Genomic DNA, 25,689 nt, shown 5'->3' with positions numbered 1-25,689 from the left:
CACTTGCGGAATGGCCGCGCATCGGCAGGATGCGCACATGAAAGACGCGGACCGCACGCCCCCCGACCCCGGGTATCTCGGCGGTCCAGTTCCCCGATCGGCCTGGGTGATCGCCGCCATCTGCATCCTGACCGAATGCGTCCTGGCCGGGGCGGACATCGGGCTCTGGGGCAAGCCGTGGTGGCGGCTCACGACCTATCAGTATGCGGGCTTCTGGCCCGGCCTCCTTGGCGACTGGCGGCCGAACTACGCCGGCCAGCGCTGGGCGATGTTCGCCAGCTACGGCTTTCTGCACGCCGGACTCTGGCACCTCGCCGTGAACATGACGACGCTCTTCCTCCTCGCCGGTCCGGTGGCGGCACGGATCGGCGCGCAGGGATTCCTCCGGGCCTATGCGGTATCGCTTCTTGGCGGTGCGGTCGGCTTTGCCGGCCTGATCACCGCGCCGACGCCCATGGTCGGCGCCTCGGGCGCGCTCTTCGGCCTGGCCGGCGCGCTCCTGGCGCTGGAGTTCGACCGGCGCGTCGCCCGCGCCCTGCCCGTCCGCAACGTGCTCGCCATGGTGTTCGGCCTTGCCGCGGGCAACGCCATCCTCGCCTGGACCTCGGGCGGCGCTCTTGCCTGGCAGGCGCACCTTGGCGGCTTCGTCGCCGGATGGCTCTATGCAACTGCGGTGGCGCCGCGTCGGGCGGGGTGACTAACGCCCGATCTTGGCGAAGATCCGGTCGTAGGCGGCCAGCAGATTCGGCACCGAATGCGCCCAGCTCAGCGCCGCCTGCACCCGTTCGCGCCCGATCCGCCCCATGTCCGCGCGCCTGCCCGGATCGTCGAGGAGGCTGACGATCTTTCCCGCGAAATCCACCGTGTCGTTCGGCCGCGCATAGAGCGAGGCTTCGGCGGCGGAGGCGCGCCCCTCTTTCAGCTCGAACTGCACGATGGGCTTGGCGAGCGTCATGTATTCCATGATCTTGTTCATCGTCGACAGGTCATTCATGGGCGTCACCCGGTCGGGGTTCACGCAGACATCGGCGGTGTTGAGCATGTCCAGCAGCAGGTCGTCCGGCGCGCGGCCGGTGAAGGTGAAGTGATCTTCCAGTCCCCGCGCCTTCACGTCTGCCCGGATTTCCTCCAGCGCCGGGCCGCCGCCGACGATGCCGAAGTGAACGTCCGTCCGGCCCATCCGCCGGATCATGTGCTCGGCGGCCTCCACCAGAAGGTCGAGCCCCTCCTGTTGGCCGATCACGCCGACATAACCGATGAGATGCTTCGCCCCCTTCTTCAGGTCGTCCCGCGGCGGCCGGATCGCGAGCTTCTCGATCTTGGGGCCTGAGCGGACGACGAACACGTCTTCCGGCTTCATCCCGCCGCGCCGCCGCGCGATCTCGGCATAGCTCTCGTTCGTGGCGATGGAGACGCTTGCCGTCTTGAACGTCAGCCACTCGAAAAGCCGCATCGCCTTCCACAGAAGGCCGCGCTTGTCGAACTTCGCCTCATAGAGCTCGGGGCAGATGTCGTGATGGTCGAACAGATAGCGCACGCCGAAGGGCCGCATCGCCCAGGCGACGAGGAAGATGAGGTCGGGCGGGTTGCAGCCATGCAGCACGTCGATCCCGCGCTCGCGCCGGACCTTCAGCGCAAGGCGCAATTCGTTCCAGAGCGCCGAGCCGTATTCGCGCAAGTAGCCGCCGGCGGAGTTCCCTTCGGGCGGCAGGTCGTGGCGATAGACATGGACGCCGTCGAGAAGCTCGTAGTCGGCCTCGAACCCCTTGCCCTTGGGCGAGATGACCGAGACCGTGTAGCCATGTTGCGCCAGCGTCGTCGCCTCGGCCCAGACCCGGCGGTCGAAGGGCACGGGCAGATTCTCGACGACGATCAGGACGCGGCGACCCACGCCGGACAGCGCCTCACCAGTTGATGCCACGATACCGCTCTCCGAGATGGGCCGAGAGGCCGGGGATGCGTGCAAGGTCCAGCACCCGGTGCTGCGGCCCGAGACGGTCGGCCAGAAGCCGGAATTCCGGCGCCGGGTTGCCGACGATCACCAGATCGCCATGCGCCAGCACCGCGTCCATGTCATCGGACAGGATCTCGCCGATATGGGGGATGACGCTCTCGATAAAGGCCCGGTTGGCACCGAGAAGCCGCGCGAGATGCACGTTCTTGTCGTAGATCCGCAGGTTGAAACCCTTGCCGATCAGCCGTTCGACCAGCGTTACCTGCGGGCTTTCGCGTAGGTCGTCGGTCTCCGACTTGAAGCTGATGCCGAGGAAGGCGATGTTGCGGATGCCGATGTCGGCCACCATCTCGACCGCGCGGGCGACCTGCGCCTCGTTCGTGGGGATCAGCGCATTCAGAAGCGGCAGGTCGAGGTCGAGGTCACGGCCCTTGAAGGTCAGCGCCCGCACGTCCTTGGGCAGGCAGGAGCCGCCGAAGGCGAAACCAGGCTTCATGTAGTAGGACGAGATGTTGAGCTTGGTGTCCTGGCAGAAGATGTCCATCACCTCCCAGCTGTCGACGCCGACGGCCTGGGCGATGTTGCCGATCTCGTTGGCGAAGGCGACCTTGGTGGCGTGCCAGGAGTTGTCTGCGTATTTCACCATCTCGGCCACTTCGAGGCGGGTGGCGAATTTCGGGCCAGGGAGGGCAGTGTAAAGCTCCATCACCGCCTGCGCGACGCCCGGGTCGTCAGACCCGACGACGGTCTTGGGTGGGTTGTCGTAGTCATGGACGGCGGTGGATTCGCGGAGGAACTCGGGGTTGTTGGCCAGCCGCAAGAGCGCGCCCGTCCGGTCGCCCAGCGCCCGTTCGAAGGCCGGGATCACCACGCCCCGCATCGTGCCCGGCAGGATGGTGGAGCGGATGACGACGGTGTGCGGCCTGCCCTTCGCCGCGATCGCCGCGCCGATTTCCTCGCAGACACGCTCCACTGCCGAAGTGTCGAGACTGCCGTTCTTGCGCGAGGGTGTGCCAACGCAGACGAGGCTGAGGTCCGTCGCCACGACCGCCTCGGCGGCCGAGGTCGTGGCGCGCAAGCGGCCGCTGGCCACCGCCTCCTCGATCAGCTCGCTCACGTTCATCTCGATGATCGGGGCCTTGCCGGAATTGACGATCTGGACCTTGGCGGGCTGCGGGTCGACGCCCGTGACCTCGTGGCCGTCCCGGGCGAGACAGGCGGCGGAGACGACACCGACGTAACCCATGCCGAAAACTGCGATCTTCACTGGTGACCTCGCATGTCTCTCATCCACCCGGCAGTGCGCCAACGGGGTGGAACTTCCGTGTTGTGGGCGCCGCCTGCCCCGGCCGGATGCCGCGCCAGACCTAACCGAGCGATTCCGCCGGGGCAAAACCAATCTTCTGCGAGCCGGCAGAAATACCCGATCGCCGAAACAATCATGGCGCTTCCCTCAGTTCATACTCGGCAATGACCGTGTTCTGGAGAAACAGGAAATTGTCGTCCGAGATCAGGCTGATGACGGTTCGACCCTGGGCGTCGGTCCAAAGGCTCATCCCTTCCATGTTGTCGAGTGTGCCCGGCGCGGTCTCGAAAAGCGTATCGGCCACGCCAAAGGCGCCGTTGCGGTAGTCGAACCGACGGATGCGGCTTGCGAAGCCGCCGAGCGAGACCCGCCGTTCCAGGAGGTAGAACCGCCCGTCCGGTCCGAAGGCCGCATCGGAAACGTCGAACCCGCCGTCCCCGGCCGGCACTGCCGGGCCCGGCCGCCAGGTCATCTCATGCCCCGCGCCGTCGCCGAGGAAGGTAGGATATCCGCCCGTTCCCGCCCGTGCGGTTTCGCTCACGACGATCAGCCCGCCCTCGGGCCGTTCGGCGAGACCTTCGAAGCTTTCGTTGTTCCAGAGGTCGTGGAACCGATCGAAATCGTGGAGCGGCGCCGGATGGAGGTCCGGCGGGTGCAGACCGGTCACACGCGCGTAGCTCTCGTAAGCGACATAGAGGCCGCCGTCCTGCGCCGGCGCGAGTGCCTCGGCATCGGCGGTGAAGCCCTCGACCGGCTTGCCAAAGTTGTCGAGAAGCCGCCCGTGCCAGAGGGTGCGGATCTCGGCAATCCGCCGGCCGGCATCCCTCACGACCTCGGCGCGGTAAAGCTCCCCCTGATCGGTCACCGCGTAGAACGTGCTTCCGTCCGGCGCCGTGACGAGGCCGGAAAAGCCTCCGAAGGCGTCGTCGCTCTCGCGCCAGGTGTACTGGCTGATCGGCATGAGTTCTGCCGCACCGGCAGCGCCGGCTGCGATCCCCGCAACCAGCGGGGCGGCGCGGAGGAGGTACTCAGCGATCCGCACGGCCGAACGCGATCCTTTGCGCCTCGGGGGAAAGCTTTTCGCGCACCGACCGCGGCGCGCCGAGCCCCCAGACCGCGCGAAGCAGGGCACCCGCCTGCGGCACCGCACCCTTCACCAGAAGCTGCATCGCCTTCACCGTCGCGTAGGCCATCGCCACCGGCAGGCCGATGGGATTGAAGCGGCGGACGAAGAGCATCCGGCTGCGATACTTGAACCAGAACGAGAAGGGCGAGGCGAGCCGCTCCAGTGTGGGCGAGCCGATCGAGGTCCCGGCGTGGTGATAGACGACCAGCCCCTCGGCAACGACGAGCGGCATCGCGCCACGGCGGAGCGCCCAGTCCGCCTCCTCGTAGTACAGGAAGTAATCCTCCCGCATCGGCCCGACGGCTTCGTAGAACCCGCGCGAGGCGACCATGCTGGCGCCGGTGATGAAATCGAGATCCTCGCCCTTCGGCAAGGCCGCCTCGGCAACCGGGCGGCCGAGGTTGACGTTGCCGGAGACGCCGGTCCAGAGGCTGACGAGGCCGCCGTCGATCTGCACCCGGTGCGGCGGCTCGGCATAGCAGACACGCCCTCCCATCAGCGCGTAGCCGGGCGTCTTCGCGGCCTGACGCAGGATGGCCCTGCACGCGCCCGCGTCGGCGAAGGCATCGGGGTTGAGCACCCAGAAATGCTTGACCGCGGGCATCGCGGCCAGAATGGCCAGGCCGACGTTCACGCCCCCGGCGAAGCCGCGGTTCGCGCCGGAGTGGACGAGCGTGACTCTCCCTGCGGTGTCGCGCGACGGCCTGTCGGTGGCCGCGAACTCCCGCAGGTCGGCGCCCGTCCGTGACGCCCAGTCGCGCAATACCCCGACCGTGTCGTCGGTGGAGGCATTGTCCACCACGATCACCGCCGGCGCCCCGCCGTCCTGCGCCAGGAGGCTTTCGACGCAGCCGAGGATCACGTCGGCCGAATTGAAAGCCACGACGACGACGCCGATCGGGGGGGACTCCATAACCATCAGTACGCGACCTTACTGTTTAGCGGGCGTGGATAACGCCGGACTGTGGTAGCAATTGGGCGGAGTTCGCGCCAGAAGCTGCCCGATGCCGCGCCGCCGCGAATTGCCTTGGATCACGCCGCTGCCTAATCTTCGCGCAAGATCGCAGAGGAGAGTCCGATGGCCGTCGCGAAACGCTCGCTCCTGTCCCGCCTCATGCGGGCCGCGCGCTCCTTCCTCGATCCGGGCGTCTTCATCCATCCCTTCCGGCTCATGCATTACTACGGCTACAGCCACGTGAAGGAGCGCCGCAAGCTCACCCTCGGCCGGGACGTGCGCATCGCGCCCAACGTCTCCTTCGCCCACGCAGAGCGGATCGAACTGGGCGATCAGGTGCAGGTCGGGTCGCGCACATCGCTCTGGGCCGGCAAGACACAGAGCCGCATCCGGGTGGGCGCGCGCACGACCTTCGGACCGGAGTGCTTCGTGACCGCCGCCGACTACGGGCTGGCCGCCGGAACGCGCATCACCGATCAGGCGATGATCGAGCGCGACATCATCATCGGCGCGGACTGCTGGATCGGCGCGCGGGCGATCGTGACGGCGGGCGTGACCATCGGCGACGGAGCGGTGATCGGCGCAGGCGCGGTCGTCACCCACGACGTGCCGGCCGGCGCGATCGCGGCCGGCGTGCCGGCCCGCGTCTTGAAGATGCGCGCCTGACCTCAGCGCCGCAGGAACCGGCGCCATAGGTAGCCCCGCAGCGCCGACATGGAGAAGAGCGCGGCGAGGCAGAAGAAGGCCACGAACCAGCGCGTCCAGTCGAGATGGTCGACAAGCCCGGGACGCGGGGGGTAATAGTGCGCATCCATCAGCGCCGCCGCCCCGGCCAGCGCCGAGAGAAGCGACGGCAGGACGAGCGGCCCGAGCAGAAGCCCCGTCCGCTTCGCCGCCAACCAGATCGACACGAGATAGCCCGCCACCTCGGCCACCATGGCGATGTAGATCACCGTCAGCACGTCGCCGGTATGGGTCACGGCATACCACGAGATCGGCAGCGAAAGCACCCGGATCACGTTCGCCGCCGCCGCGTTGCCGGAACGCTCCTTCGCCAGGGCGACGGTGGACCCTCCGGTCTTGGCTACCCTTACCGCCTGCATCACCGTCATCGGCACAAGAATGTCGAGGATTGCGGCATACTTCGCCCCGAGGAGGAGATGGATCACCGGACCGCCCATAAGCACGACGCCGAGGATGAGCGCGACCCCGATGGCAAGCCCCGCTTCGACCGACGCGGTGCCGAGCCAGCGGAAGGACTCGACGCGCTCGCGCGCGCCCGACAGCGCCGGCAGGAACAGCGACTGCGTCGCCCCCGCGAGGACAAGCGTGGGCGTGAGCGTGAGCGTGATCGCCATCGAGAAGACGGCGAGCTGGCTCATCCCGAGTTCGCGGCCCACGATCAGGCGTTCTCCGTTGAAGACGCCGAAGAGCAGGACACCGTTGAGAAGAAGCGGCCAGCCGAAGACCGTGGCGCGGCGGATCAGGGCGAAGTCGAAACCGAGCGCATAGCGACGCTCGGCCATCACGTGCGACAGCGCTACCATGGACCCGGCCTGGATGAAGAGGGACACCAGCATGATCCGGTAGTCGCCGTAGAGATAGGCCAGCGGCCAGATCGCCAGCACCGAGACGAGCGGCGGGATGGCCTGCGTGACGATCCAGGGCCGGAAATTCATGTGCCGCTTCAGCCGGTGCATGTCGAAGTGCTGCAGGCCGTTCACGAGCGGGATGAAGGCGATCACCTGATAGGCCCAAGCCACGTGCTCGACGCCAAGAAAGCGGGCGTATGGCACGGCGATAGCGAAGAGAATGAGGCTCGACAGGACCCCGCGCAGAAGCTGGAAGCCCTGCATCGCCTTCTGCACCGCCGGGTCGTCGCCGTCGCGGTCCACCACGATCATCTGGTTCAGCCCGAGATAGGACAGCATCTCGACGATGGACATGGCCACGGCGAAGGTGGACGCGATGCCGTAATCCTCGGGGCTGACGAGCCGCGCGATGATGAGGTTTCGGACCAGAAGCAGCGCCGAGCCGAAGGCGTTGCCCGACACGAGCATGAAGGCTTTTCTCAGCATCTGTGCCCGTCTGGACGATGACCGCTTGCGTGGTCTTTTCGGGCGGTTCGGTTCGTTGCGCAAGCCTCGACTTCGCGCGCGGCGCGGCAGCGGCGGCGATTTGCGAGATTTGCGCGCGGCAATCCGGTCCTTGGTGCTTTCGGAGCGCCAGGCGGCCGCCGAAAATGCCGACGGTGGCGTCTCGAAGGCCCGCACTGTTTCCAGATTCGGAACTTTGGCGCGCGATCCGGCCAGTCCGCGCTACTCTTCCTCGCCGATCTTCCCCCGCAGGCTCTTCACCTCGCCGCGCAGGGCCTTCGCCTTCAGGCGCCGCCGTTCGCTGCCCGCCGTCGGCTTCGTGGCGATGCGCCGCTTCGGAGCCACGAGCGCGGCACGGATGATCTCCGCCAGACGTTCTCGCGCGATCTCGCGGTTGCGGGCCTGGCTCCGTGTTTCCTCGGCGCGGATCACGATGGCGCCGTCGAGCGTCCAGCGTCGCCCCGCGAGCCGCTTCAGCCGCGCCTTGACGGCCGGAGACAGGTGCGGGCTGCGGTCCGCCTCGAACCGGAGTTCCACCGCGGTCGAGACCTTGTTCACGTTCTGCCCGCCGGGTCCCGAGGCGCGCGAGAAGGTCTCGGTGACCTCCCAGTCGGCGATGGCTATGGTGTCGGTGATCCGGAGCATGGCGCTGCCTGGCGGTGGGGGCGTGCGCAGGTTGGGGTGTTCGGTCGGGCGCCGCAAGTCCCGAAGCGCGATCGGCGACCGCGCGCCCGCGCGACGCGAAATTCCCGGCGCGAATTGCGCCCCGTCGCCGATAGGGTACCATGGTGCAAAGAAGAACGAGGCAAGGGCCAGAGCAGCATCATGATGATTTCCAGACGAACCTTCGGACTCGGGCTGGCCCTGACGGGCCTTGCCGCCTGCGCAACACCCGGCGCCACGCGCCTTGCGAGCAGCGGTCCCGCGACGCTCGCGGAGGACCTGCGCCCGGTCGCCAATCCGGGCTATGACGCCTGGGTCGCAGCGTTCCGCGGCCGGGCGGGGCAGTACGGACTGAACGACGCGACCGTCGCCTCGGCCTTCCGTGGCGCGGGCTACCTGCCCGGCGTGGTTACCCGCGACCGCAACCAGACCGAGTTCAAGCGCAGTCTCGAGGACTATCTTTCGATCGCGGTGTCGGACGAGCGGGTGGCCAAGGGTCGCGCCGCCTTCGCCGCGCACCGCGCGACCCTGTCGGCGCTGGAGGCGCGCTTCGGCGTGGACGCCACGATCATCGCGGCGATCTGGGGCCTCGAAAGCTACTATGGCGAGCGCCGCGGCGATGTCCCGGTGATCTCCGCCACCTCGACGCTGGCCTATGACGGGCGGCGCGGCGCGTTCTTCGAAAGCCAGCTCGTCGCGGCGCTGAAGATCCTTCAGAACGGCGACACCACGCCCGCCAGCATGACCGGCAGCTGGGCCGGCGCGATGGGGCACACGCAGTTCATCCCCACCACCTACCTCGCCCACGCGGTCGACTTCACCGGTGACGGGCGGCGAGACATCTGGTCCGACGATCCGACCGACGCGCTCGCCTCCACCGCCAACTATCTGGCCCAGAGCGGCTGGCGCCGCGGCCAGCGCTGGGGCGGCGAGGCCGGCGCCGGAGCGCCGGCGGGCAGCGCGATCCAGCCACAGGCCGGGGGCCCGGTCTTCTCGGTCACCGGCAACTTCGGCGCCATCAAGCGCTACAACAACTCCGATTCCTATGCGCTCGGCGTGGGCCTCCTGGCGGATCGCATCGGCGGCGCGGGCCCCCTGCGGGCGAGCTTCCCACCCGACGCGAACGGCATGACAAAGGCCGACCGCATCGCTCTGCAGCAACGTTTGACGGCGCTCGGCTATGATACGGGCGGCGCCGACGGGGTCATCGGCGCGAGGACCCGGGACGCGATCAGGGCCTGGCAGGCGAGCCGCCGCCTGCCGGTCACCGGAGAGCCGTCGCTCGCGCTGCTGCGCAGCCTCGGCTGACCGGTGCCCCGGAATGGAAAGGGCCGTTCCGGGTGGGAACGGCCCTCCGAGATCTACGGAGATGGGCCAGTTAGGGTGTCGAAGATCGACTAGGCCCAGTCAGGGTTCTTAACCCTCGGGGTTGCCCTCAGGCCACGGCCCCCCTGACTGTCCCGACACCTCTCTCCAATATCACTCTAGACACTGGATCACCTCCTTTCTCTGGGTTGCCGTTATCCACAGGCTGCCACAGATTTTGTGTCTGTCAAACATTTTCACGCAACTTTTTCTGTCACCCTTGTAACAATTACGCGGAATGGCACCAGTGCCAGGATCGCGAGCGACAGCTTGACGAGCCAGTCGGCGACGGCGAGCGAGACCCAGAGCGGGGCGGCCGGACCCCCGCCAAGAAGCGGCATCACCTCCCCCGCCCAGGACACGTCATTGGCGGGTTCGAGGAAGGCGAGGGTCGCCGAGAAGGCGGTGGTGAAGAAGATCGCGGTATCGAGCGTGGAGCCCACCAGCGTGGAGACAAGGGGCGCGCGCCACCAGCTTCCCGTGCGCAGGCGGTTGAACACATGCACGTCCATGAGCTGGGCGACGAGGAAGGCCGCCCCGGACCCGGCCGCGATGCGCAGGGTCACGAGCGGGCCGAACTCGCCCATGATCTGGGTGCCGACGAGCGAGCAGGCCAGACCCACGAGGAACCCCGCGACCACCACCTTGCGCGCGGCAGAAGGGCCCTGGAAGCGGTTCGTGAGGTCGGTCACGAGGAACGCGAAGGGGTAGGAGAAGGCACCCCAGGTCAGCCACTGGCCGAAGAGGAACTGCACGAGGATGTTCGAGGCTACAACGATGGCGGCCATGGCAAGGATGCCGGGGATCAGGCTGCGGGTCATGTCGGTTCCGTTTTGACAAGGTCGCGGAGACTTGGCCCCGGCAATCGCGCCGGGACGGGCGGCCTCTACGCGCCCGGCGTCTGCCGGTCAAGTCACTCCGTCATCCGCAGATCGACGATCTCGGTCTTCTGCACTGGCAGGAAGTTGTCGTCGGAAACCATCGTGAGCCTGAGCCCCCCCGCTGCGTCCTGCCAGGCGGCGATCCCTTCGAGGTTGTCGTGATGGCCGGGCTCGCTCTGCCATATCACCACATCGGCCGCCACCCGGTCGTGGTCGAGCGTGATGCGCCGCACCCGGGACGCGAACCCGAGGAACGGCCAGAATCCGCGTTCAAGAAGATAGAGCCGGCCGTCCGGGCCAATGTCCGCGCCCGTCGATGACCAGTCCCGGTCGTGGCGGAGCGTGAAGATCACCCGCGCCTTCTTTCCCGACACGCGATAGACGGGCGTGTCGCCGCCATGCGGCGGCACCTCGGGAATCGCGAGCACCCGGCCCGCGGCGTCGACGGCCAGCGCCTCGATGCCCTGGTTCGCCGGGAACGCCGCGAATTCATCGGGCCCCGCCTCGTCCTTCCATCCCCGACCACCGGGTCCGTAGTGCACAATCCGGTCCCAGGACTCGTAGGAAACGTAGATTCCGCCGTCCGGCGCGAAGGCAAGGCCTTCGGCATCGTCCATCCAGTCCTGCAAAGGCGTCCCATGCCACGAGACCGGGAGAACCGCTTCGCCCACGGTCGCGCCGACGACTTCGCCGTCCGCGCCCCGGGTGAACCGGCCGGAGAAGAAGGCCGCCGAATCCGAAACGACGATGAAGCCGAGCGCGTCGGGTTCTAGCTCGATCGCGGAGAGGCCGCCGAAGCGCGGGGCATGGTGCCGCCAGACGTAGGTGCCGGTGACTTCGGCCAGCGGCGGCGTCGGCGGCGGGGTGGCGACGAGGGCGCCCAGGACCGCGAGTGTCAATCCGCCGCCAAGACCCCGGCGCATTGCCGCGGCAGATCGGCCATGGTGAACTCGCGCGGGCCTTTCTTGCGTGGACCCTTCGGCTTTTTCGGCGGATTCCTCAACTCGTCGAGATAGGTCGTCACCCACCATGTCAGTGTCTCGTCGCACCCGTCGCCGCCTTTCGACAATTCCGCCACCGAGGGGGTCTGCCGCCGACAGTGCTGCGACCCGCCAGGGCATTTCAGACGGACATGGAAATGCGTGTTGTGCCCGTAAAGGGGGCGGATCTTCTGAAGCCACGCCTTGTCGGAGGGTTTCGCCGTCTTGCACATCTCGATCTTCGCCGCCGCCGCGACAAAAATCCGGTCCACCCGAGGGTCCGTGGCCGCCGCCTTGAGAAGGAGGTGATGCGCGCGCGTCCAGTTGCCGGTGACACGCTTCTGGTCCTCGGTCCGGACCGAGACCGAGCTCAGGCTTTCCCGTTCGGCGCGCGTGAGGTTGAGGCGCGCGGGCGGCAACATCCAGACGTCGGCATCGAGCCCGATCTGGTGGCTCGCATGACCGCTCGTCATCGGCCCTCCGCGCGGCTGGCTCATGTCGCCGATGTAGAGCCCCGTCCAGCCGAGCTGCCGCGCCGCACCGGAAAGGTCGATCAGGAACCGCACCAGCTCCGGGTGCCCCCAGTTGCGCCCCCGCGAGAGCCGCATCGCCTGCCAGGTCGGGCCGGTTTCGGGAAGCTGCACCAGTCCCGCTCCGCAGCCCTTCGCGTAGTCGCCGATCGCCTGCGGCTTCTGCTGCGAGCCTGCCCGCTGCGCCCCGAAGAGATCCTTGGCGAGCGGCGATGCCGAGGCAACGGACGGCAAGGCAAGAAGGCAGAGAAGTATCAGGCGTGCAATCATGTCACGGACCGATCATCTTACGGGACGTTCGCCCAGGGGTTTCACCCACATCATAAGGACAAGCCCGACCAGGAAAAGCCCCACGAGCGGCGCGATACCGAGCCGGGCGCTTCCGGTGGCCAGGGTGGCAATGGTGATCAGCGCGGGCGCAAGGAACGCCGTCGCCTTGCCGGAAAGCCCGTAGAAGCCGAAATCGCTGGCCGCGTCGTGTTCGCTGGTGTGAAAGACCATGAGCGTCCGGCTTGCGGCCTGGGCGACGCCGCCTGCCGCACCGATCATCACGCCGCAGCCGTAGAAGATCATGTCCGGCAGCGGCGACCCCTCGCCCAGGACGTGGCCGAAGAAGCTCGTCGGCGTCAGGTTCATCATCACGACGATGGTCGCGGTGAGGACGACGATCGCGAGCAGGATCACCGGCTTCGGGCCGACAGAGGAATCGAGCTTGCCCCCGGCCCAGGAGGCGAAGGTCGCGGCGATCGCCGCGACGATGCCGAAGACGCCGCTCTGGATCACCGTCCAGCCCATCACGTTCGAGGCGAAGGCTCCGCCCAGCGCATAGGTCGCGTTCAGCGCGTCACGGTAGAACATCGAGGCGACGAGGAAGACGAGAAGGCTCGGCCGGTCCTTCAGACCGCCGACCGCGCGGCCGAGCCCCGACAGCGCCGCGCCGAAGCTCTTGCCGGCGGCGGCGGCGGGCTCCCGGACCCAGAGGAAGAACGGCACCATGAAGACGACATACCAGAGCGCGGTGAACGGCCCGACCGACCGCGTTCCTTCGCGCGTCGCCGGATCGAGCCCGAAGGCGGGCGGAAGCCCGATCAGGGTCTTTCCGGTCTCGGCGTTCTCGGCGAAGAACAGGAGGAAGATGAAGAGCGCCAGAACGCCGCCGAGATAGCCGAAGGCAAATCCCGTCCCCGACACCTTGCCGATCTCGTCGTGCGGGGCGAGCGTCGGCATCAGCGCGTTGGTGAAGTTGGTCGCAAGCTCCATCCCGATGAAGCCGAAGCCGAACCAGAAGGCCGCCCAGAAGAGCGTGGACATGCCGGGCACCGTCCACCAGAGCACGAAGGCGCCGAGGACGTACATGGCCGAAAAGGCCCAGATCCAGGGCATCTTCCGGCCGCGCCCGTCCGCGATGACGCCAAGAATCGGCGCGAGAACGGCGATGAAGATGCCCGTCACCGTCTGCGTCGCCGTCCAGTAGGCCTGGGATGCCGCCTTCGCGGCCTCGGCGTCGAGGCCCTGGGCGGCGAAATGCGCGCGGGCGACCTCGGCGAAGTAGGGACCGAAGCTGAAGGTGAGAAGGAGCGTGTTGTAGGGCTGGCTCGCCCAGTCGAAGAACCACCAGCCCCAAATGCGCTTCCTCGCCGATACGGTCATGTGCCCTGCCCCTCGCGTTGCGGGCGATGAAGCCCGAAAAGACCCCGCCACGCAAGGGCTGCGGCGGGGCCGCTCAGCGCTCGGGCGGCCAGGGACGTTCGCCGTCTGCCGCGATCCACGCCGTGACCCAGTCCGGCAGCGTCGGGCCTTCCGCCAGATGACCCATCGCGGCGAGAACCTCGGCCGGCGGCACGATCCCCGCCCGTGACGTGACGGCGGAGCGCAGGAGCATGTGGCTGGTGCATTCGCCGCCACGCCACATGCTCTGCTCCATGTAGAAGAAGCGCGCGTCCCACCCGATGCAGCGGCTTACCATCTCGAGCCGGTCGAAGGCGCGCACCCTGCGGCGGTAGCGCAGCGTGTTGCCGGCGACGGTGATGCCCCAGCGGTTCGCCTTCATGTGCCGCAGAAGTCCGGTCCGCATCGCCATCGGTACCCGGCCGAGGTCGTAGAGCGTCAGCGTCCGGCCGTTGTTCAGCTCGAACCAGAAGTCGAGATCCCAGGGCCAGCAGATGTGGTGCGAGACATGCGCCTCGGTCAGGCCGAGCGGCGGGGCGTTGCGGTTCGTCCAGATTTCCTTGCCCATGCGCAGGAAGGGATACATCGCCAACCTCTCGTCCGGCCCCGGGGCAACGCGTGGCGGAGCGGGCGCGCACCGTCAACAGGGAACGTTGCGTTACGCCATTGCACCGGCACCGCCCGCGACTTACCTGTGAGCGAACAAAACAGCCGGGGACTTTGATGACTTCGCTCTTTCAGGCACTCATGATCATACTGAACGTGGTCTGGTTCATCATGATCGCGCATATAATCATGTCGTGGCTCCTGAACTTCCAGGTCCTGAACATCCGCCAGCCGATGGTCGCGCAGATCTGGTACGGCCTTTCCCGGCTGCTGGAGCCGATCTACGCGCCGATCCGCCGCGTCCTGCCGCAGACGCCGGGCCTCGATCTCGCGCCCCTGGTGGCGTTCGTCGTCCTGATCATCCTGCAGCGCGTGCTGATCAACAACGCCGGCTTCTTCTACGGCTACTGAGCCTTGTCCCTGCCGGGACGCTGTGACACGGTGGCGCAAAAAGAGCAGCCCACCCCATGATGACCCGCGCCGAGGAACTCCTTTCCTCCGTCTTCGGATTTTCCGCCTTCCGGCCAGGCCAGGCCGAGATCGTCGCCGCCGTGGCGGCGGGGCAAGACACGCTCGCCATCATGCCGACGGGCGGCGGCAAGTCGCTCTGCTTCCAGCTGCCCGCGCTCATGGGCGGCGGCGTGACCGTCGTCATCTCGCCCCTCATCGCGCTGATGCGCGACCAGGTCCGCGCGCTGCGCGAGGCCGGGGTCGATGCGGGCGCGCTGACCTCGGGCAATACCGACGAGGAGACTGAGGATGTCTTCGCAGCCCTCGACGAAGGCCGGCTGAGACTCCTCTACATGGCGCCCGAAAGGCTCGCCTCGGGCGGGACACTGAGCCTTCTCCGGCGCATCGGCACCCGCCTCATCGCAGTGGACGAGGCGCATTGCGTCAGCCAGTGGGGCCACGACTTCCGCCCCGACTATCTGCGCATCGGAGACCTGAAACGCGCCCTCGGTGTGCCGCTTGCGGCCTTCACCGCGACGGCGGACGAAGAGACGCGGGCCGAGATCGTCGCGCGGCTCTTCGATGGCCAGACCCCTGCGACCTTCCTGCGGGGTTTCGACCGGCCGAACATCCACCTCGCCTTCCAGGCGAAAGAACAGCCGCGGCACCAAATCCTTGCCTTCGCCGCCGCGCGCAAGGGCCAGTCCGGCATCGTCTACTGCGGCACCCGCGCCAAGACCGAGACGCTGGCCCGGGCCCTGGCCGAGGCCGGGCACCCGGCCTGCGCCTATCATGCAGGGATGGAGGCCGAGGCGCGCCGCGAGGTTGAGGCCCGGTTCCAGCAGGAGGACGGGCTGATCGTGGTGGCCACCGTCGCCTTCGGCATGGGGATCGACAAGCCCGACATCCGCTGGGTGGCCCACGCCGACCTGCCGAAGTCGATCGAGGCCTATTACCAGGAAATCGGCCGCGCCGGCCGCGACGGTGCTGCGGCCGAGACGCTGACGCTCTACGGCCCCGACGACATCCGTTTCCGCCGTGCCCAGATCGACGAGGGGCTTGCGCCTGCCGATCGCAAGGCCGCCGATCACGCGCGGCTGAATGCGCTGCTCGGGCTCGCGGAGGCCACGGGCTGCCGCCGGCAGCGACTTCTCGCCTATTTCGGCGAAGCGGCGGAGCCCTGCGGCAATTGTGATCTCTGCGACAGGCCGCCCGAACTTTTCGACGGAACCGAGGCGGTGCGCAAGGCGCTGTCGGCGATCCTGCGCACCGGCGAGAGCTTCGGCGCGGGGCACCTCATCGACGTACTCACCGGCACCGTGACCGGGAAGGTCGGCGAGCGCGGCCACGACGTCCTGCCCACCTTCGGCGTCGGCCGTGACCTGCCGAAGACGGAATGGCAGGCGATCTTCCGGCAGATGATGGGCCATGACCTGATCCGCCCCGACCCCGAGCGCCACGGCGCCTTCCGGATGACAGAGGCGGCGCGCCCGATCCTGCGCGGCGAGGCCGCGATCACGCTCCGCCGTGACACGATCCGCGCGGCGGCGAAGCCGGTGGTGAAGGCGCTGGTCTCGGAGGAGGACGCGCCGCTACTGTCGGCGCTCAAGGCGAAACGGCGGGCCCTGGCCGAGGCCGCGCGTCTGCCGGCCTATGTCATCTTCACCGACCGGACGCTGATCGAGATGGCGGAGCGGCGGCCGCGGACGCTCGACGACATGGCACACATCTCCGGCGTGGGCGCGAAGAAGCTCGAAAGCTACGGCGCCGCCTTCTTGGAGGTGATCGCGGGCGAAGCCGCGCGGATCCATCCGGCGCGGCTCAGGCTTGCGGGCCGCGCGGCGGGCACGCTCTTCGACCGGCTGATGGCGGCGCAGGCCGATCTGGCGCGGGGCGAGGACGGCACGGGGAAATACCTCAGCTGCACCCACGCCATGCTGCGCCGCATCGCCGAGACGCGGCCCGCGACGCTGGCCGAGCTTGACCGCATCGGCGGCATGGGCAGCCAGAAGCTCGACAGGTTCGGCGTGGCCTTCCTCGACATCCTCGCCGACGGTTGAGCCGCATCAGCCCGGCACGGCGTCCGGCGGGGCGCCAGGCCCCGGCGGGCGCGCGCCAAGGGGGCAGAAGGCGGCGATCTTCGCCACGATCTCGGCCTTCTTCAATGGTTTCGTCAGGCAGTGGTCGATCCCGGCCTCGAGGATCGACACGCGGTCGGCATCCATGGCATGGGCGGTCAGCGCGACGATCGGAACCCGTGGCAGGCCGCCAGAGACCTCCGCCGCCCGGATCGCCCGCGCGGCCTCGCGGCCATCCATCTCGGGCATGGAAATGTCCATGAAGACGAGATCGGGCCGGAAGCTCCGCCACAGGTCCACGGCCTCGCGGCCGTTGCTGGCGAACCGGAGTTCCACGTCGCAGTCCCCGACCATCTTGCGGAAAACGAGCTGGTTTGTGCGATTGTCCTCGGCCGCGAGCACGCGCATCTGCCGTCCGGCGAAAACGGTCTCGGGCGCGGATGGCTCCGCCGGCGCGGGCAGTTCGGTCATGGGGTAGGAGAGATCCTGCAGCACCCGCAGAAGCTGGCTGCGCAGGATCGGTTTCGGCAGCACCGCGGCCACGTCGCCGCGACTGCCGCCCACGGAATCCGGTTCCGATGACAGCAGCAGGATCGGCGCCGCGGCCCCTGCCGCCCGCAGCGAGGCGGCAGGGTTCGGCCCGTCGTTCTCGGGCATCGCCTGATCGATCAGGATCACGTCGAACGGCCCCTGCGCCGCAAGCGCAGCCAGCGCCTCGGGCGCGTTGCGGCAACTCGTGACCGCAAGCCCGTAGGTTTCGAGCTGGCGCTGCAGGATCACCCGATTGATCACGATCTCGTCGACGACAAGCGCGCGCTTCAGGAGGACCGGCCGATCGGGCCCCGTCCCCGTCGCCGTGTGCTCGCCCGGTGGGAGCACGAGACTGAAGCCGAAGCACGAGCCGCGTCCGACCTCGCTCTCCACCCAGATGGTGCCGCCCATCAGGCCGATGAGTTGCCGCGTGATCGCAAGGCCAAGGCCGGTTCCCTCGAACTTGCGGTTCGACTGGTCCTCCACCTGATTGAACTCGCCGAAGATGTGGTCGATCTGGTCGGGCGCGATGCCGATGCCGGTATCCTCCACCGTGACGTGTAGCTCGTAATCCCCGCCGGCAAGCTCGAGCCCGACGACGCGGGCAAGCACGTGGCCGGCCGGCGTGAACTTCACGGCGTTGCCGATCAGGTTCGTCAGGATCTGCCGCATCCGCCCGGGGTCGGCCACGAAGCGTGTGGGCAGGAAGATGTCGAAATCGACAACGAGCCTCAGCCCCTTTTCCCGCGCGAGCGGCTGGAGGAGCAGTATTACCTCGTGCAGGCAGCGCTCCAGATCGAAAGGCTCGGGGTAGAGCCGCAGCTTCTCCGCCTCGATCTTGGAGTAGTCGAGCACGTCGTTGATGATGACCAGCAGCGCCTCTCCCGAGGAGCGGATTGTCTCGGCGAAGAGTCTTTGCTCCTCGGTCAGGGCCGTTTCGCACAAGAGTTCCGCCATGCCGACGACACCGTTCATCGGGGTGCGGATCTCGTGGCTCATGTTGGCGAGAAAGGCCGATTTGGCGCGGCTGGCGGCCTCGGCCTTCGCCCGCGCCTCCTCGAGCTCGGCCTCGCGCTCCATCGCCGCGGTGATGTCCCGCGCGATGGACACCAGATCGCCCACCTCTCCGCGCCGGTCGTGGAAGCGGATATGACGCCCGTCGGCGAGGCAGACGACCTTCGGCTCGATCACGTCTCGGGCGAGGCGCTCCGTCATCTCGTGTCGCCAGTCCTGAGCATCCTCGCCCTGCAGGTCGGCGACGCGCTTCGAGAGTACCTCCAGCACCCGGAAATAGGTGTCGCCGAGCCGGACGCCGCCCGCGCCGAACAGCCCGAGATACGCCTGGTTGGCGCTAACCAGCCGCGCCTCGCCGTCGAACACGGCGAACCCGTCCTCGATCGTCTCGATCGCCTCCCACAGCCGGCGCTCCGCCAGTTCCGCCTGCGACGTCACCCGCTCCAGGTCGTGGAGGACCTGCACGGTGCGGCCCTTGAGCGATTCTGCCTCCTGGCGCTGGACAACGATCTGGTCGGACAGCGCGCGGGCATGGCGCGAAAGCTGGGTGTTCGCCGCGAAAAGCTCGCGCTTCTTCTGCTCCAGCAGGCGTTCCGCGGCGAGCCGCGCGCGCCGCTCCCGCGCCAGCCTTTCGGAAATGCTCACGATCGGCTCCGCCACGTCGACCCTCTCCCTCGCGCACCTGCGGAACCATGCCGGACCGCCGTGAATGAAGGTTTAAGCCTGCCGCGCGATGTCGCCTCGGCTTGCCAAGCAAAGCCTGCCCGTGTCAGCATCCGGCCATTACCAGCCCCCCGGGAGATTTCGATGCGCCGCTTGACCCTGGCCGCCCTCGTGGCGGGTCTTTCCCTTGGAAACGCCACCCAGGCGCAGGAGCGGGACTACCTGCCCGAGCGCCGCGCGGTGATGGCCGAAGGCGTGGATTTCCCCGGCGGCGATCTCGTGCCGCTCTTCGACGTGGGCTTCGAGACCTGCGAGGCGACCTGCCTTGCCGATACCGCCTGCCGGGCCTTCACCTACAACCGCCGCTCCAGCGCCTGCTTCCCGAAGTCGGTCGGCGGCACGCCCACACCCTACCAGGGCGCTGTCTCGGGCCGGATCGTCGCAACGGATCCGGCGGCGCTGGCAGGCGCGCGGCTCCGCGCGGCAGAACTCTCGTTCCTGCGGACTGAGGATTTCGACGCCGCGCTCGCCCAGGCACGCGGGCTTGGGGCGGAACACATCGCGGGGGAGGCGGCCGAAGGCGATCTACTTGCCGCCGCCGCAGCCGCGCGCGCCGGAGGCGATCTTGACGGCGCGATGCGCCTGACCGGCGCCGCAGTCACCCTTTCCGACGACGCCGGCCTATGGCTCGACTATGCGGCGGCACTTCTCGACATTCCGGCACAGGACAGCGCGGTGCGGGAAGGCTACGCCCATCGCTCCGCTGCCGGAGCGATCAACGCCTATCTGCGCGCCGGCCCCGCGGCCCTCCGCACCAATGCGCTCGTCACGCTCGCGCACGCCTTCGAGACCTTGGGCCGCGGCCGCGACATGATCCCGGCGCTGCGGCTCGCGCAATCGCTCCAGCCGCGCGACGAGACGGCGGCGCTGCTCGACGACGCCATCGGCAAGTACGGCTTCCGCATCACCGAGACCCGGGTGGAAAGCGACAGCGTCTCACCGCGCATCTGCGCGACCTTTACCGAGGAATTGGTGAAAGCCGGCACCGACTATTCCTCCTTCGTCAAACTGCCGGAGGCGGGCCTCACGGTGGAGCCGCAGGCGAACCAGATCTGCGTCGGCGGCCTGAAGCACGGCTCCCGCTATGCCGTCACGTTCCGCGAGGGGCTTCCGTCCGCCTCGGGCGAGGAGCTCGGCCGGGATGTCACCGTCACCCAGTATGTCCGCGACCGTTCCCCGGCCGTCAGCTTCCCGGGCCGCGCCTATGTGCTGCCGCGCGTCGGCTCGGCCGGGATCCCGGTCGTGACCGTGAACGCCACCGCGCTCGACCTGACGCTGCTTCGCCTTTCGGACCGGAACCTGATCCGCGCGATGCAGGGCGACTACTTCGGGCGTCCGCTCGACTACTGGTCATCGGAAAGCCTGAAGACCGACATCACCGAACAGGTGTGGATCGGCACCGGCGAGGTGGGCATGGAGGTGAACCGCGACGTCACCACGCTCCTGCCGCTCGACGACGCGCTGAGCGAGGCCGGCCCCGGCATCTATGCACTTCAGGCGACCGTCCCCGGCCGCGATCCCTACGACAATCCGCCGGCGACCCAGTGGTTCGTGATCTCGGACCTCGGACTCACCGCGATGGCTGGTGTCGACGGGCTCCATGTCTTCGTGCGCGGTCTTGCGGACGCGCTTGCGGTCGAGGCCGTGACGGTGACGCTGGTGAATCACGCGAACGCGGTCATCGGCACCGCCACAACCGACGCGGGGGGCCATGCCGTCTTTCCCGCAGGCCTCATCGCCGGATCGGGCGGGGCCGAACCGGCGCTGGTGACCGTCGAGAAGGGCGAAGACATGGCCTTCCTCTCGCTCTCGGAGGCGGAGTTCGACCTTTCCGACCGGGGTGTCGCGGGACGCGAGGCAGCGCCGCCGATCGACGTCTTCCTGTCAACCGACCGCGGCGCCTACCGCGCGGGCGAGACGGTGCACGCGACGGTGCTCGCCCGCGACGCGCAGATGGCCGCGCTGGACGGGCTGCCGATGACCGCGCGGCTGGTCCGGCCCGACGGAGTGGAGTATTCGCGCCTGCTTCTGCCGCCGGCGGGTGCGGGCGGCTTCACCGCCGCGCTGCCCCTGGCCGGCAATGCACCGCGCGGCACATGGCGGATCGAGAGCTTCGTCGCGGACGGCACGATCCTCGCCGCGCAGACATTCCTCGTCGAGGATTTCCTGCCCGAGCGCATCGACTTCACCCTTGCCCTGCCGGAGGGCGCGCTGCGCCTGTCCGATACGCCCACGCTGGCCGTCGAAGCGCGCTACCTCTTCGGCGCCCCCGGCGCCGGGCTGGCGATGGAGGGCGACCTGCGGATATCGGCGCTCACCGCGCTCGACGCCTATCCGGGATACGTCTTCGGCAAGCACGACGACCCCTTCTCGCCCTTCCGCGACAGCCTCTACGATCTGACAGAAACCGACGCGGACGGCCATGCCGAGGTGCCTGTCGCCTTCCCCGACCTTGGCGAGGCAGCCAACCGCCCGCTCGAGGCACGCATCGCGCTCAGGCTGAAGGAAGGCTCCGGCCGCCCGGTGGAGCGCGACGTGACCCGACGCATTCTGCCCGACATGCCGGTTATCGGCATCAGGCCCGCCTTCGCGGAAAACACCGTCCCGCAGGGCGCGCAGGCCGAGTTCGCGCTGGTCGCCGTGGGACCGGACGAGAAGCCAGCGGCGCGGAACGTTCACTGGACGATCAACCGCATCGAGACGAACTACCAATGGTATTCGCTCTACGGCCAGTGGAACTGGGAGGTTACGACAACCCGAAGCCGCGTGGCCGAGGGCAACGCGACCCTGACGGCAGAGGGGCCGGTCACGGTTTCCGCACCGGTGGACTGGGGCAACCACGAGATCGTGGTGGAGGCGACGGACGGCGCCTACGCGGCCTCCTCCATGGAATTCTACGCCGGCTGGTACGTCCCCGCCGATTCCTCGGAAACGCCCGATACGCTCACCGTCGCGCTCGACAAGGAGGCCTACCGCCCCGGCGACACGGCAAAGGTCAGGGTCGAGCCGCGCACGGATGGCGTGGCGCTGGTCACGGTGCTGTCGAACCGGCTCATCGACATGAAGGCAGTGCCGGTCAAGGCGGGCGAGAACCTCGTGGACCTGCCGGTGACGGACGACTGGGGCGCGGGCGCCTATGTCACCGTCTCGGTGGTCCGGCCCCTTGCCGCGGAGGCCGGCCGCGCGCCTGCCCGCGCGCTTGGCCTTTCCTACGCTGCCGTGGATCCCGGCGCCCGGAAGCTGCGCGCGGCTTTCGAGGTCGCGGCGGAGGCGGAGCCCCGCGGACCGCTGCCCGTCGCGCTCAGGGTCGAAGGCGCTGCCGCCGGCGATGAGGTCTTCGCAACCATCGCCGCCGTCGATCTCGGCATCCTCAACCTGACCGCGTTCAAGTCCCCGGACCCGGAGGGCCATTACTTCGGCCAGCGCAAGCTCGGCGTCGCGATCCGCGACATCTACGGACGGCTTATCGACGGTCGCAACGGCGCGCCCGGCTCGGTGCGCTCGGGCGGCGATGCGGGGACAGGGCTCAAGATGCAGGCCCCGCCACCCACCGAGGAACTCGTGGCCTTTTTCTCCGGCCCGCTCACGATCGGCACCGACGGCTATGCGCGGACCGAATTCCAGCTGCCGAGCTTCAACGGAACGGTGCGGCTGATGGCGGTGGCCTGGTCGAAGACCGCCGTAGGACAAGCCGAGGCGGATGTACTCGTCCGCGATCCGGTGGTCGTGACAGCGTCCGTCCCGCGGTTCCTCGCCCCCGGCGACACCGCGCGCGTGCTTCTTGAGATCGTCCACGCCACAGGTCCGGCAGGCCGCATGGGCCTCGACGTGACGGGAGACGGCGTGACGGTCGGCGATGCGCCCTCGGGCCTCGATCTGGCCGAGAGGGGCAAGGCGGAACTTGCCGTGCCGCTCACTGCCCCGGATGCCGAGGGCATGGCGACGGTGCGCGTGGCGCTGACCACGCCCGACGGCAGGCAACTCTTGAAGACGCTGGCGATCCCGGTCCAGGCCAACGATCCCGAGATCGCCCGCCAAAACCGGTTCGAGCTCGCCGCCGGCGCCCGCTTCACACTCGACGAGAACGCCTTCGCCGGCCTCCTGCCCGGCTCGGGCCGCGCGACGCTTGCCGCCGGACCGCTCGCGCGGTTCGACGCGCCCGGGCTTCTGGCCGCGCTCGACGCCTATCCCTACGGCTGCACGGAACAGCTCACCTCGAAGGCCCTGCCGCTTCTCTACTTCGATCAGGTGGCAACCGCGATGGGGGCCGCCGGCGGCAGCGACGTGCGCAAGCGGGTCGAGGAGACGATTGCCGAAATCCTCCTCAACCAGTCCCCGAACGGCGCCTTCGGGCTCTGGTATCCCGAGGCGGGCGACCTCTGGCTCGACGCCTATGTCACCGACTTCCTGAGCCGCGCGCGGGCGCAGGGCTATGCGGTGCCGGACACGGCGTTCCGCAACGCGCTCGACAACCTCCGGAATCAGGTCAACTACGCGCCCGACTTCGACGAAGGCGGCGGGCCCTATGCCTATGCGCTCATGGTCCTGGCCCGCGAGGGGGCGGCTGCCATCGGCGATCTGCGCTACTACGCCGATGTGAAGGCCGAAGCCTTCAACACGCCCATCGCCGCCGCCCAGCTCGGCGCGGCTCTCGCTGCCTACGGCGACCAGCGGCGGGCGGATGCGATGTTCGCCCTAGCCGCGCGGATACTCGCGGCGCGCGGCCTGGAGGAGGCCCATGTCTGGCGGGCCGACTACGGCAGTAACCTGCGCGATGCCACCGCCCTTCTCGCACTTGCGACCGAGGCCGGATCGGCCACGATCGACCCCGAGACGCTCGGCAACTCCGTCGCCTCGGCCATGGCCGGCCAGCGGCTCTCGACGCAGGAGGCGACCTGGGCGCTCATGGCCACCCATGCGCTGATCGACCGGTCGGGTGCCGAGGGCTTCAGCGTCAGCGGCGCCCCCGTCACCGGACCCCTCGTCCGCGTGCTCGACGCCGAGGCGCGGGAGCCGCAGGTGATCACAAATGGCACCGGGCGCGAGGCCACGCTGACCCTGACCACCTTCGGCGTGCCGACCGAACCGGAGCCCGCCGGCGGCAAGGGCTATGCCATCGCCCGCAGCTACTACACGATGGAAGGGGAGCCCGCCGACATCGCCAGCGTGCCGCAGGGCACCCGCCTCGTCGCAGTGATCGAGGTCACGCCGACCGCCACGGGCGAGGCCCGGCTGATCGTGAACGATCCCCTTCCGGCGGGGTTCGAGATCGATAACCCCGCGCTCATTCGCGCGGGCGACATCGCGGCGCTCGGCTGGCTAGAGACGGCGGAGACGCGCATGAGCGAGTTCCGGCAGGAGAGGTTCCTCGCCGCCGTGGACTGGACCTCGTCCGAACCGTTCCGGCTGGCCTATATCCTGCGCGCCATATCCCCCGGCACCTTCCGTCACCCTGCCGCGAGCGTCGAGGACATGTACCGCCCCGACTACCGCGCGCGCACGGCCGTCGGGCGTGTCACGGTGACCGAGTGAGGCCGCTGCTGCCCTTCGCGCTCGCGGCGGGCCTCTTTGCGGCCGCCCTCGCGCGGGACGCGGCAGACCTCTGGATCGACCGGACGGTGCTGCCGCCCCTGACGGTTGCCATCGGGGTCGAGGTCACGGCGCGCGACGGAAGCCTCCTGCGCGCCTTCACCGTGGCTGACGGCCGCTGGCGGCTTGAACCCGGTGCAGTGGATCCCGGATTCCTCGCCATGCTTGTCGCCTACGAGGACCGGCGCTTCTACCGCCATGCGGGCGTGGACCCGCTCGCCCTCCTCCGGGCCGGCTGGCAGGCAGCGGCGAACGGGCGCGTGGTCTCGGGCGGCTCCACCCTGACAATGCAGGTCGCACGGCTGCTGGAGGAGAGCGGCACCGGTCGGCTTTCTGGCAAGCTCCGGCAGATCCGCGTGGCGCTGGCGCTGGAACGGCGGCTGGGGAAGGACGACATCCTTGGCCTCTACCTGCGCCTTGCACCCTACGGCGGCAACCTCGAAGGCATCCGCGCGGCGAGCCTCGCCTACTTCGGCAAGGAACCGCGCCGCCTGACACCCTCCGAAAGCGGGCTCCTGGTGGCGCTTCCGCAATCACCAGAAGGTCGCCGGCCCGATCGCGCGGCCGAGGCGGCGAAGGCGGCGCGCGCCCGCGTGCTCGCGCGTCTGGCTGCAGCCGGTGCCCTGCCCGGGGACCGCGACCTTCGCGCCGAACCGGTGCCGACCGCCCGCCGGCCCTTTCCCGCGCTCGCCCCCCACCTCGCCGAGCGCCTTCGCCGCGAAGACCCGACAGCACGGCGCATCGCCACCACCATCGACCCCGTACTCCAGCGCAGCCTCGAGGCGCTCGCCGCCCGCGCATCCCGCAGTTCGCCCGCCCGCGCGTCCCTCGCCATCCTCGTCGCCGATCACCGGACGGGCGAGATTCTTGCCTCCGTCGGCTCGCCCGACTGGACCGACGCGGTCCGCGCCGGCTTCGTCGATATGACGCGCGCGCTGCGCTCGCCGGGGTCGACGCTGAAACCCTTCGTCTACGCGCTCGCCTTCGACGATGGTCTCGCCCACCCCGAGACACTGATCGAGGACCGGCCGCTTTCCTTCGGCCCCTACGCGCCACAGAACTTCGACCGCAGCTTCCGCGGCACGGTGACGGCCCGCGAGGCGCTGCAGTTGTCGCTCAACATCCCCGTCGTGAGCCTGACCGAAGCTCTTGGGCCCGCACGGCTCCTGGCCGC

The 25,689-nt window shown here is 68.8% G+C and carries 19 protein-coding genes; 7 read left to right on the top strand and 12 right to left on the bottom strand.

Annotation, left to right across the window (positions count from 1 at the left end):
• The first annotated feature begins 37 nt into the window (after nucleotides 1–37).
• The gene (locus F9K34_RS00830) at nucleotides 38–697 is read left to right on the top strand and encodes a rhomboid family intramembrane serine protease (protein WP_291334569.1); all 660 of its coding nucleotides are present in this window, start codon (nucleotides 38–40) and stop codon (nucleotides 695–697) included.
• On the opposite strand, the gene F9K34_RS00825 is transcribed toward F9K34_RS00830, so the two are convergent.
• The 4 genes from F9K34_RS00825 to F9K34_RS00810 all read right to left on the bottom strand — a co-directional run bounded on the left by F9K34_RS00825 (nucleotide 698) and on the right by F9K34_RS00810 (nucleotide 5,305).
• Nucleotides 698–1,921: a glycosyltransferase family 4 protein gene (locus F9K34_RS00825; protein ID WP_291334568.1), complete on the bottom strand. Its 1,224-nt coding sequence runs from the start codon at nucleotides 1,919–1,921 to the stop codon at nucleotides 698–700.
• A complete protein-coding gene (locus F9K34_RS00820) occupies nucleotides 1,905–3,221 on the bottom strand; it encodes a nucleotide sugar dehydrogenase (RefSeq protein ID WP_291334567.1) in 1,317 nt (438 codons plus the stop codon). Before F9K34_RS00820 ends, F9K34_RS00825 begins: the two co-directional genes overlap by 17 nt.
• A 172-nt stretch (nucleotides 3,222–3,393) precedes the next feature.
• On the bottom strand, nucleotides 3,394–4,302 hold the full coding sequence (locus tag F9K34_RS00815; RefSeq protein ID WP_291334566.1) for an esterase-like activity of phytase family protein: 909 nt from the start codon (nucleotides 4,300–4,302) through the stop codon (nucleotides 3,394–3,396).
• On the bottom strand, nucleotides 4,289–5,305 hold the full coding sequence (locus F9K34_RS00810; protein ID WP_291334565.1) for a glycosyltransferase: 1,017 nt from the start codon (nucleotides 5,303–5,305) through the stop codon (nucleotides 4,289–4,291). The genes F9K34_RS00815 and F9K34_RS00810 overlap by 14 nt, the downstream gene beginning before the upstream one ends.
• A 159-nt stretch (nucleotides 5,306–5,464) precedes the next feature.
• On the opposite strand from F9K34_RS00810, the gene F9K34_RS00805 reads away from it, so the two are divergent.
• Complete coding sequence (locus F9K34_RS00805; protein WP_291334564.1) at nucleotides 5,465–6,007, top strand: acyltransferase; 543 nt, start codon at nucleotides 5,465–5,467, stop codon at nucleotides 6,005–6,007.
• Between the two features lie 2 nt (nucleotides 6,008–6,009).
• Here F9K34_RS00805 and F9K34_RS00800 read toward each other — a convergent pair whose 3' ends face one another.
• Nucleotides 6,010–7,419, bottom strand: a complete 1,410-nt coding sequence (locus F9K34_RS00800; protein ID WP_291334563.1) for an oligosaccharide flippase family protein — start codon at nucleotides 7,417–7,419, stop codon at nucleotides 6,010–6,012.
• A gap of 240 nt (nucleotides 7,420–7,659) precedes the next feature.
• Nucleotides 7,660–8,082, bottom strand: coding sequence for an alternative ribosome rescue aminoacyl-tRNA hydrolase ArfB (gene arfB / locus F9K34_RS00795; RefSeq protein ID WP_291334562.1), 423 nt, complete (start codon nucleotides 8,080–8,082; stop codon nucleotides 7,660–7,662).
• Nucleotides 8,083–8,262: 180 nt separating this feature from the next.
• Here arfB and F9K34_RS00790 point away from each other — a divergent pair, with 180 nt between their 5' ends.
• On the top strand, nucleotides 8,263–9,408 hold the full coding sequence (locus F9K34_RS00790; protein WP_291334561.1) for a lytic murein transglycosylase: 1,146 nt from the start codon (nucleotides 8,263–8,265) through the stop codon (nucleotides 9,406–9,408).
• Between the two features lie 254 nt (nucleotides 9,409–9,662).
• Here the strand turns inward: F9K34_RS00790 and F9K34_RS00785 are convergent, their stop codons facing one another.
• From F9K34_RS00785 to F9K34_RS00765, 5 genes are all read right to left on the bottom strand, one after another.
• Entirely contained in the window at nucleotides 9,663–10,286 is a 624-nt protein-coding gene (locus tag F9K34_RS00785) for a queuosine precursor transporter (RefSeq protein WP_291334560.1), read from the bottom strand.
• A 92-nt stretch (nucleotides 10,287–10,378) separates the two neighbouring features.
• Nucleotides 10,379–11,245, bottom strand: a complete 867-nt coding sequence (locus tag F9K34_RS00780; RefSeq protein ID WP_291334559.1) for an esterase-like activity of phytase family protein — start codon at nucleotides 11,243–11,245, stop codon at nucleotides 10,379–10,381.
• Nucleotides 11,242–12,126, bottom strand: a complete 885-nt coding sequence (gene mepA / locus F9K34_RS00775) for a penicillin-insensitive murein endopeptidase (protein ID WP_291334558.1) — start codon at nucleotides 12,124–12,126, stop codon at nucleotides 11,242–11,244. The genes F9K34_RS00780 and mepA overlap by 4 nt, the downstream gene beginning before the upstream one ends.
• A 12-nt stretch (nucleotides 12,127–12,138) precedes the next feature.
• Nucleotides 12,139–13,506 carry an MFS transporter gene (locus F9K34_RS00770; RefSeq protein ID WP_291334557.1) on the bottom strand — a complete coding sequence of 456 codons (1,368 nt, stop codon included), beginning with the start codon at nucleotides 13,504–13,506 and terminating at the stop codon, nucleotides 12,139–12,141.
• A gap of 73 nt (nucleotides 13,507–13,579) precedes the next feature.
• The gene (locus F9K34_RS00765; RefSeq protein ID WP_291334602.1) at nucleotides 13,580–14,110 is read right to left on the bottom strand and encodes an acyl-CoA thioesterase; all 531 of its coding nucleotides are present in this window, start codon (nucleotides 14,108–14,110) and stop codon (nucleotides 13,580–13,582) included.
• 137 nt (nucleotides 14,111–14,247) lie between these two features.
• Between F9K34_RS00765 and F9K34_RS00760 the strand changes: the two genes are divergently transcribed.
• Nucleotides 14,248–14,541: a YggT family protein gene (locus F9K34_RS00760; RefSeq protein WP_291334556.1), complete on the top strand. Its 294-nt coding sequence runs from the start codon at nucleotides 14,248–14,250 to the stop codon at nucleotides 14,539–14,541.
• 59 nt (nucleotides 14,542–14,600) lie between these two features.
• A complete protein-coding gene (recQ, locus tag F9K34_RS00755) occupies nucleotides 14,601–16,640 on the top strand; it encodes a DNA helicase RecQ (RefSeq protein ID WP_291334601.1) in 2,040 nt (679 codons plus the stop codon).
• 6 nt (nucleotides 16,641–16,646) lie between these two features.
• Here recQ and F9K34_RS00750 read toward each other — a convergent pair whose 3' ends face one another.
• Nucleotides 16,647–18,863, bottom strand: coding sequence for a response regulator (locus F9K34_RS00750; protein WP_291334555.1), 2,217 nt, complete (start codon nucleotides 18,861–18,863; stop codon nucleotides 16,647–16,649).
• A 147-nt stretch (nucleotides 18,864–19,010) separates the two neighbouring features.
• Between F9K34_RS00750 and F9K34_RS00745 the strand changes: the two genes are divergently transcribed.
• The gene (locus F9K34_RS00745) at nucleotides 19,011–24,458 is read left to right on the top strand and encodes an alpha-2-macroglobulin family protein (RefSeq protein WP_291334554.1); all 5,448 of its coding nucleotides are present in this window, start codon (nucleotides 19,011–19,013) and stop codon (nucleotides 24,456–24,458) included.
• A partial coding sequence (locus F9K34_RS00740) for a transglycosylase domain-containing protein (RefSeq protein WP_291334553.1) occupies nucleotides 24,455–25,689 on the top strand: 1,235 nt, incomplete at its 3' end. The genes F9K34_RS00745 and F9K34_RS00740, both read left to right, overlap by 4 nt.

The sequence above is a fragment of the Albidovulum sp. genome (assembly GCF_008933605.1).
GTDB lineage: Bacteria > Pseudomonadota > Alphaproteobacteria > Rhodobacterales > Rhodobacteraceae > Albidovulum.
The sequence above is the reverse complement of the archived record's forward strand: the minus strand, read 5'-3'. Positions and strand labels throughout refer to the sequence as shown.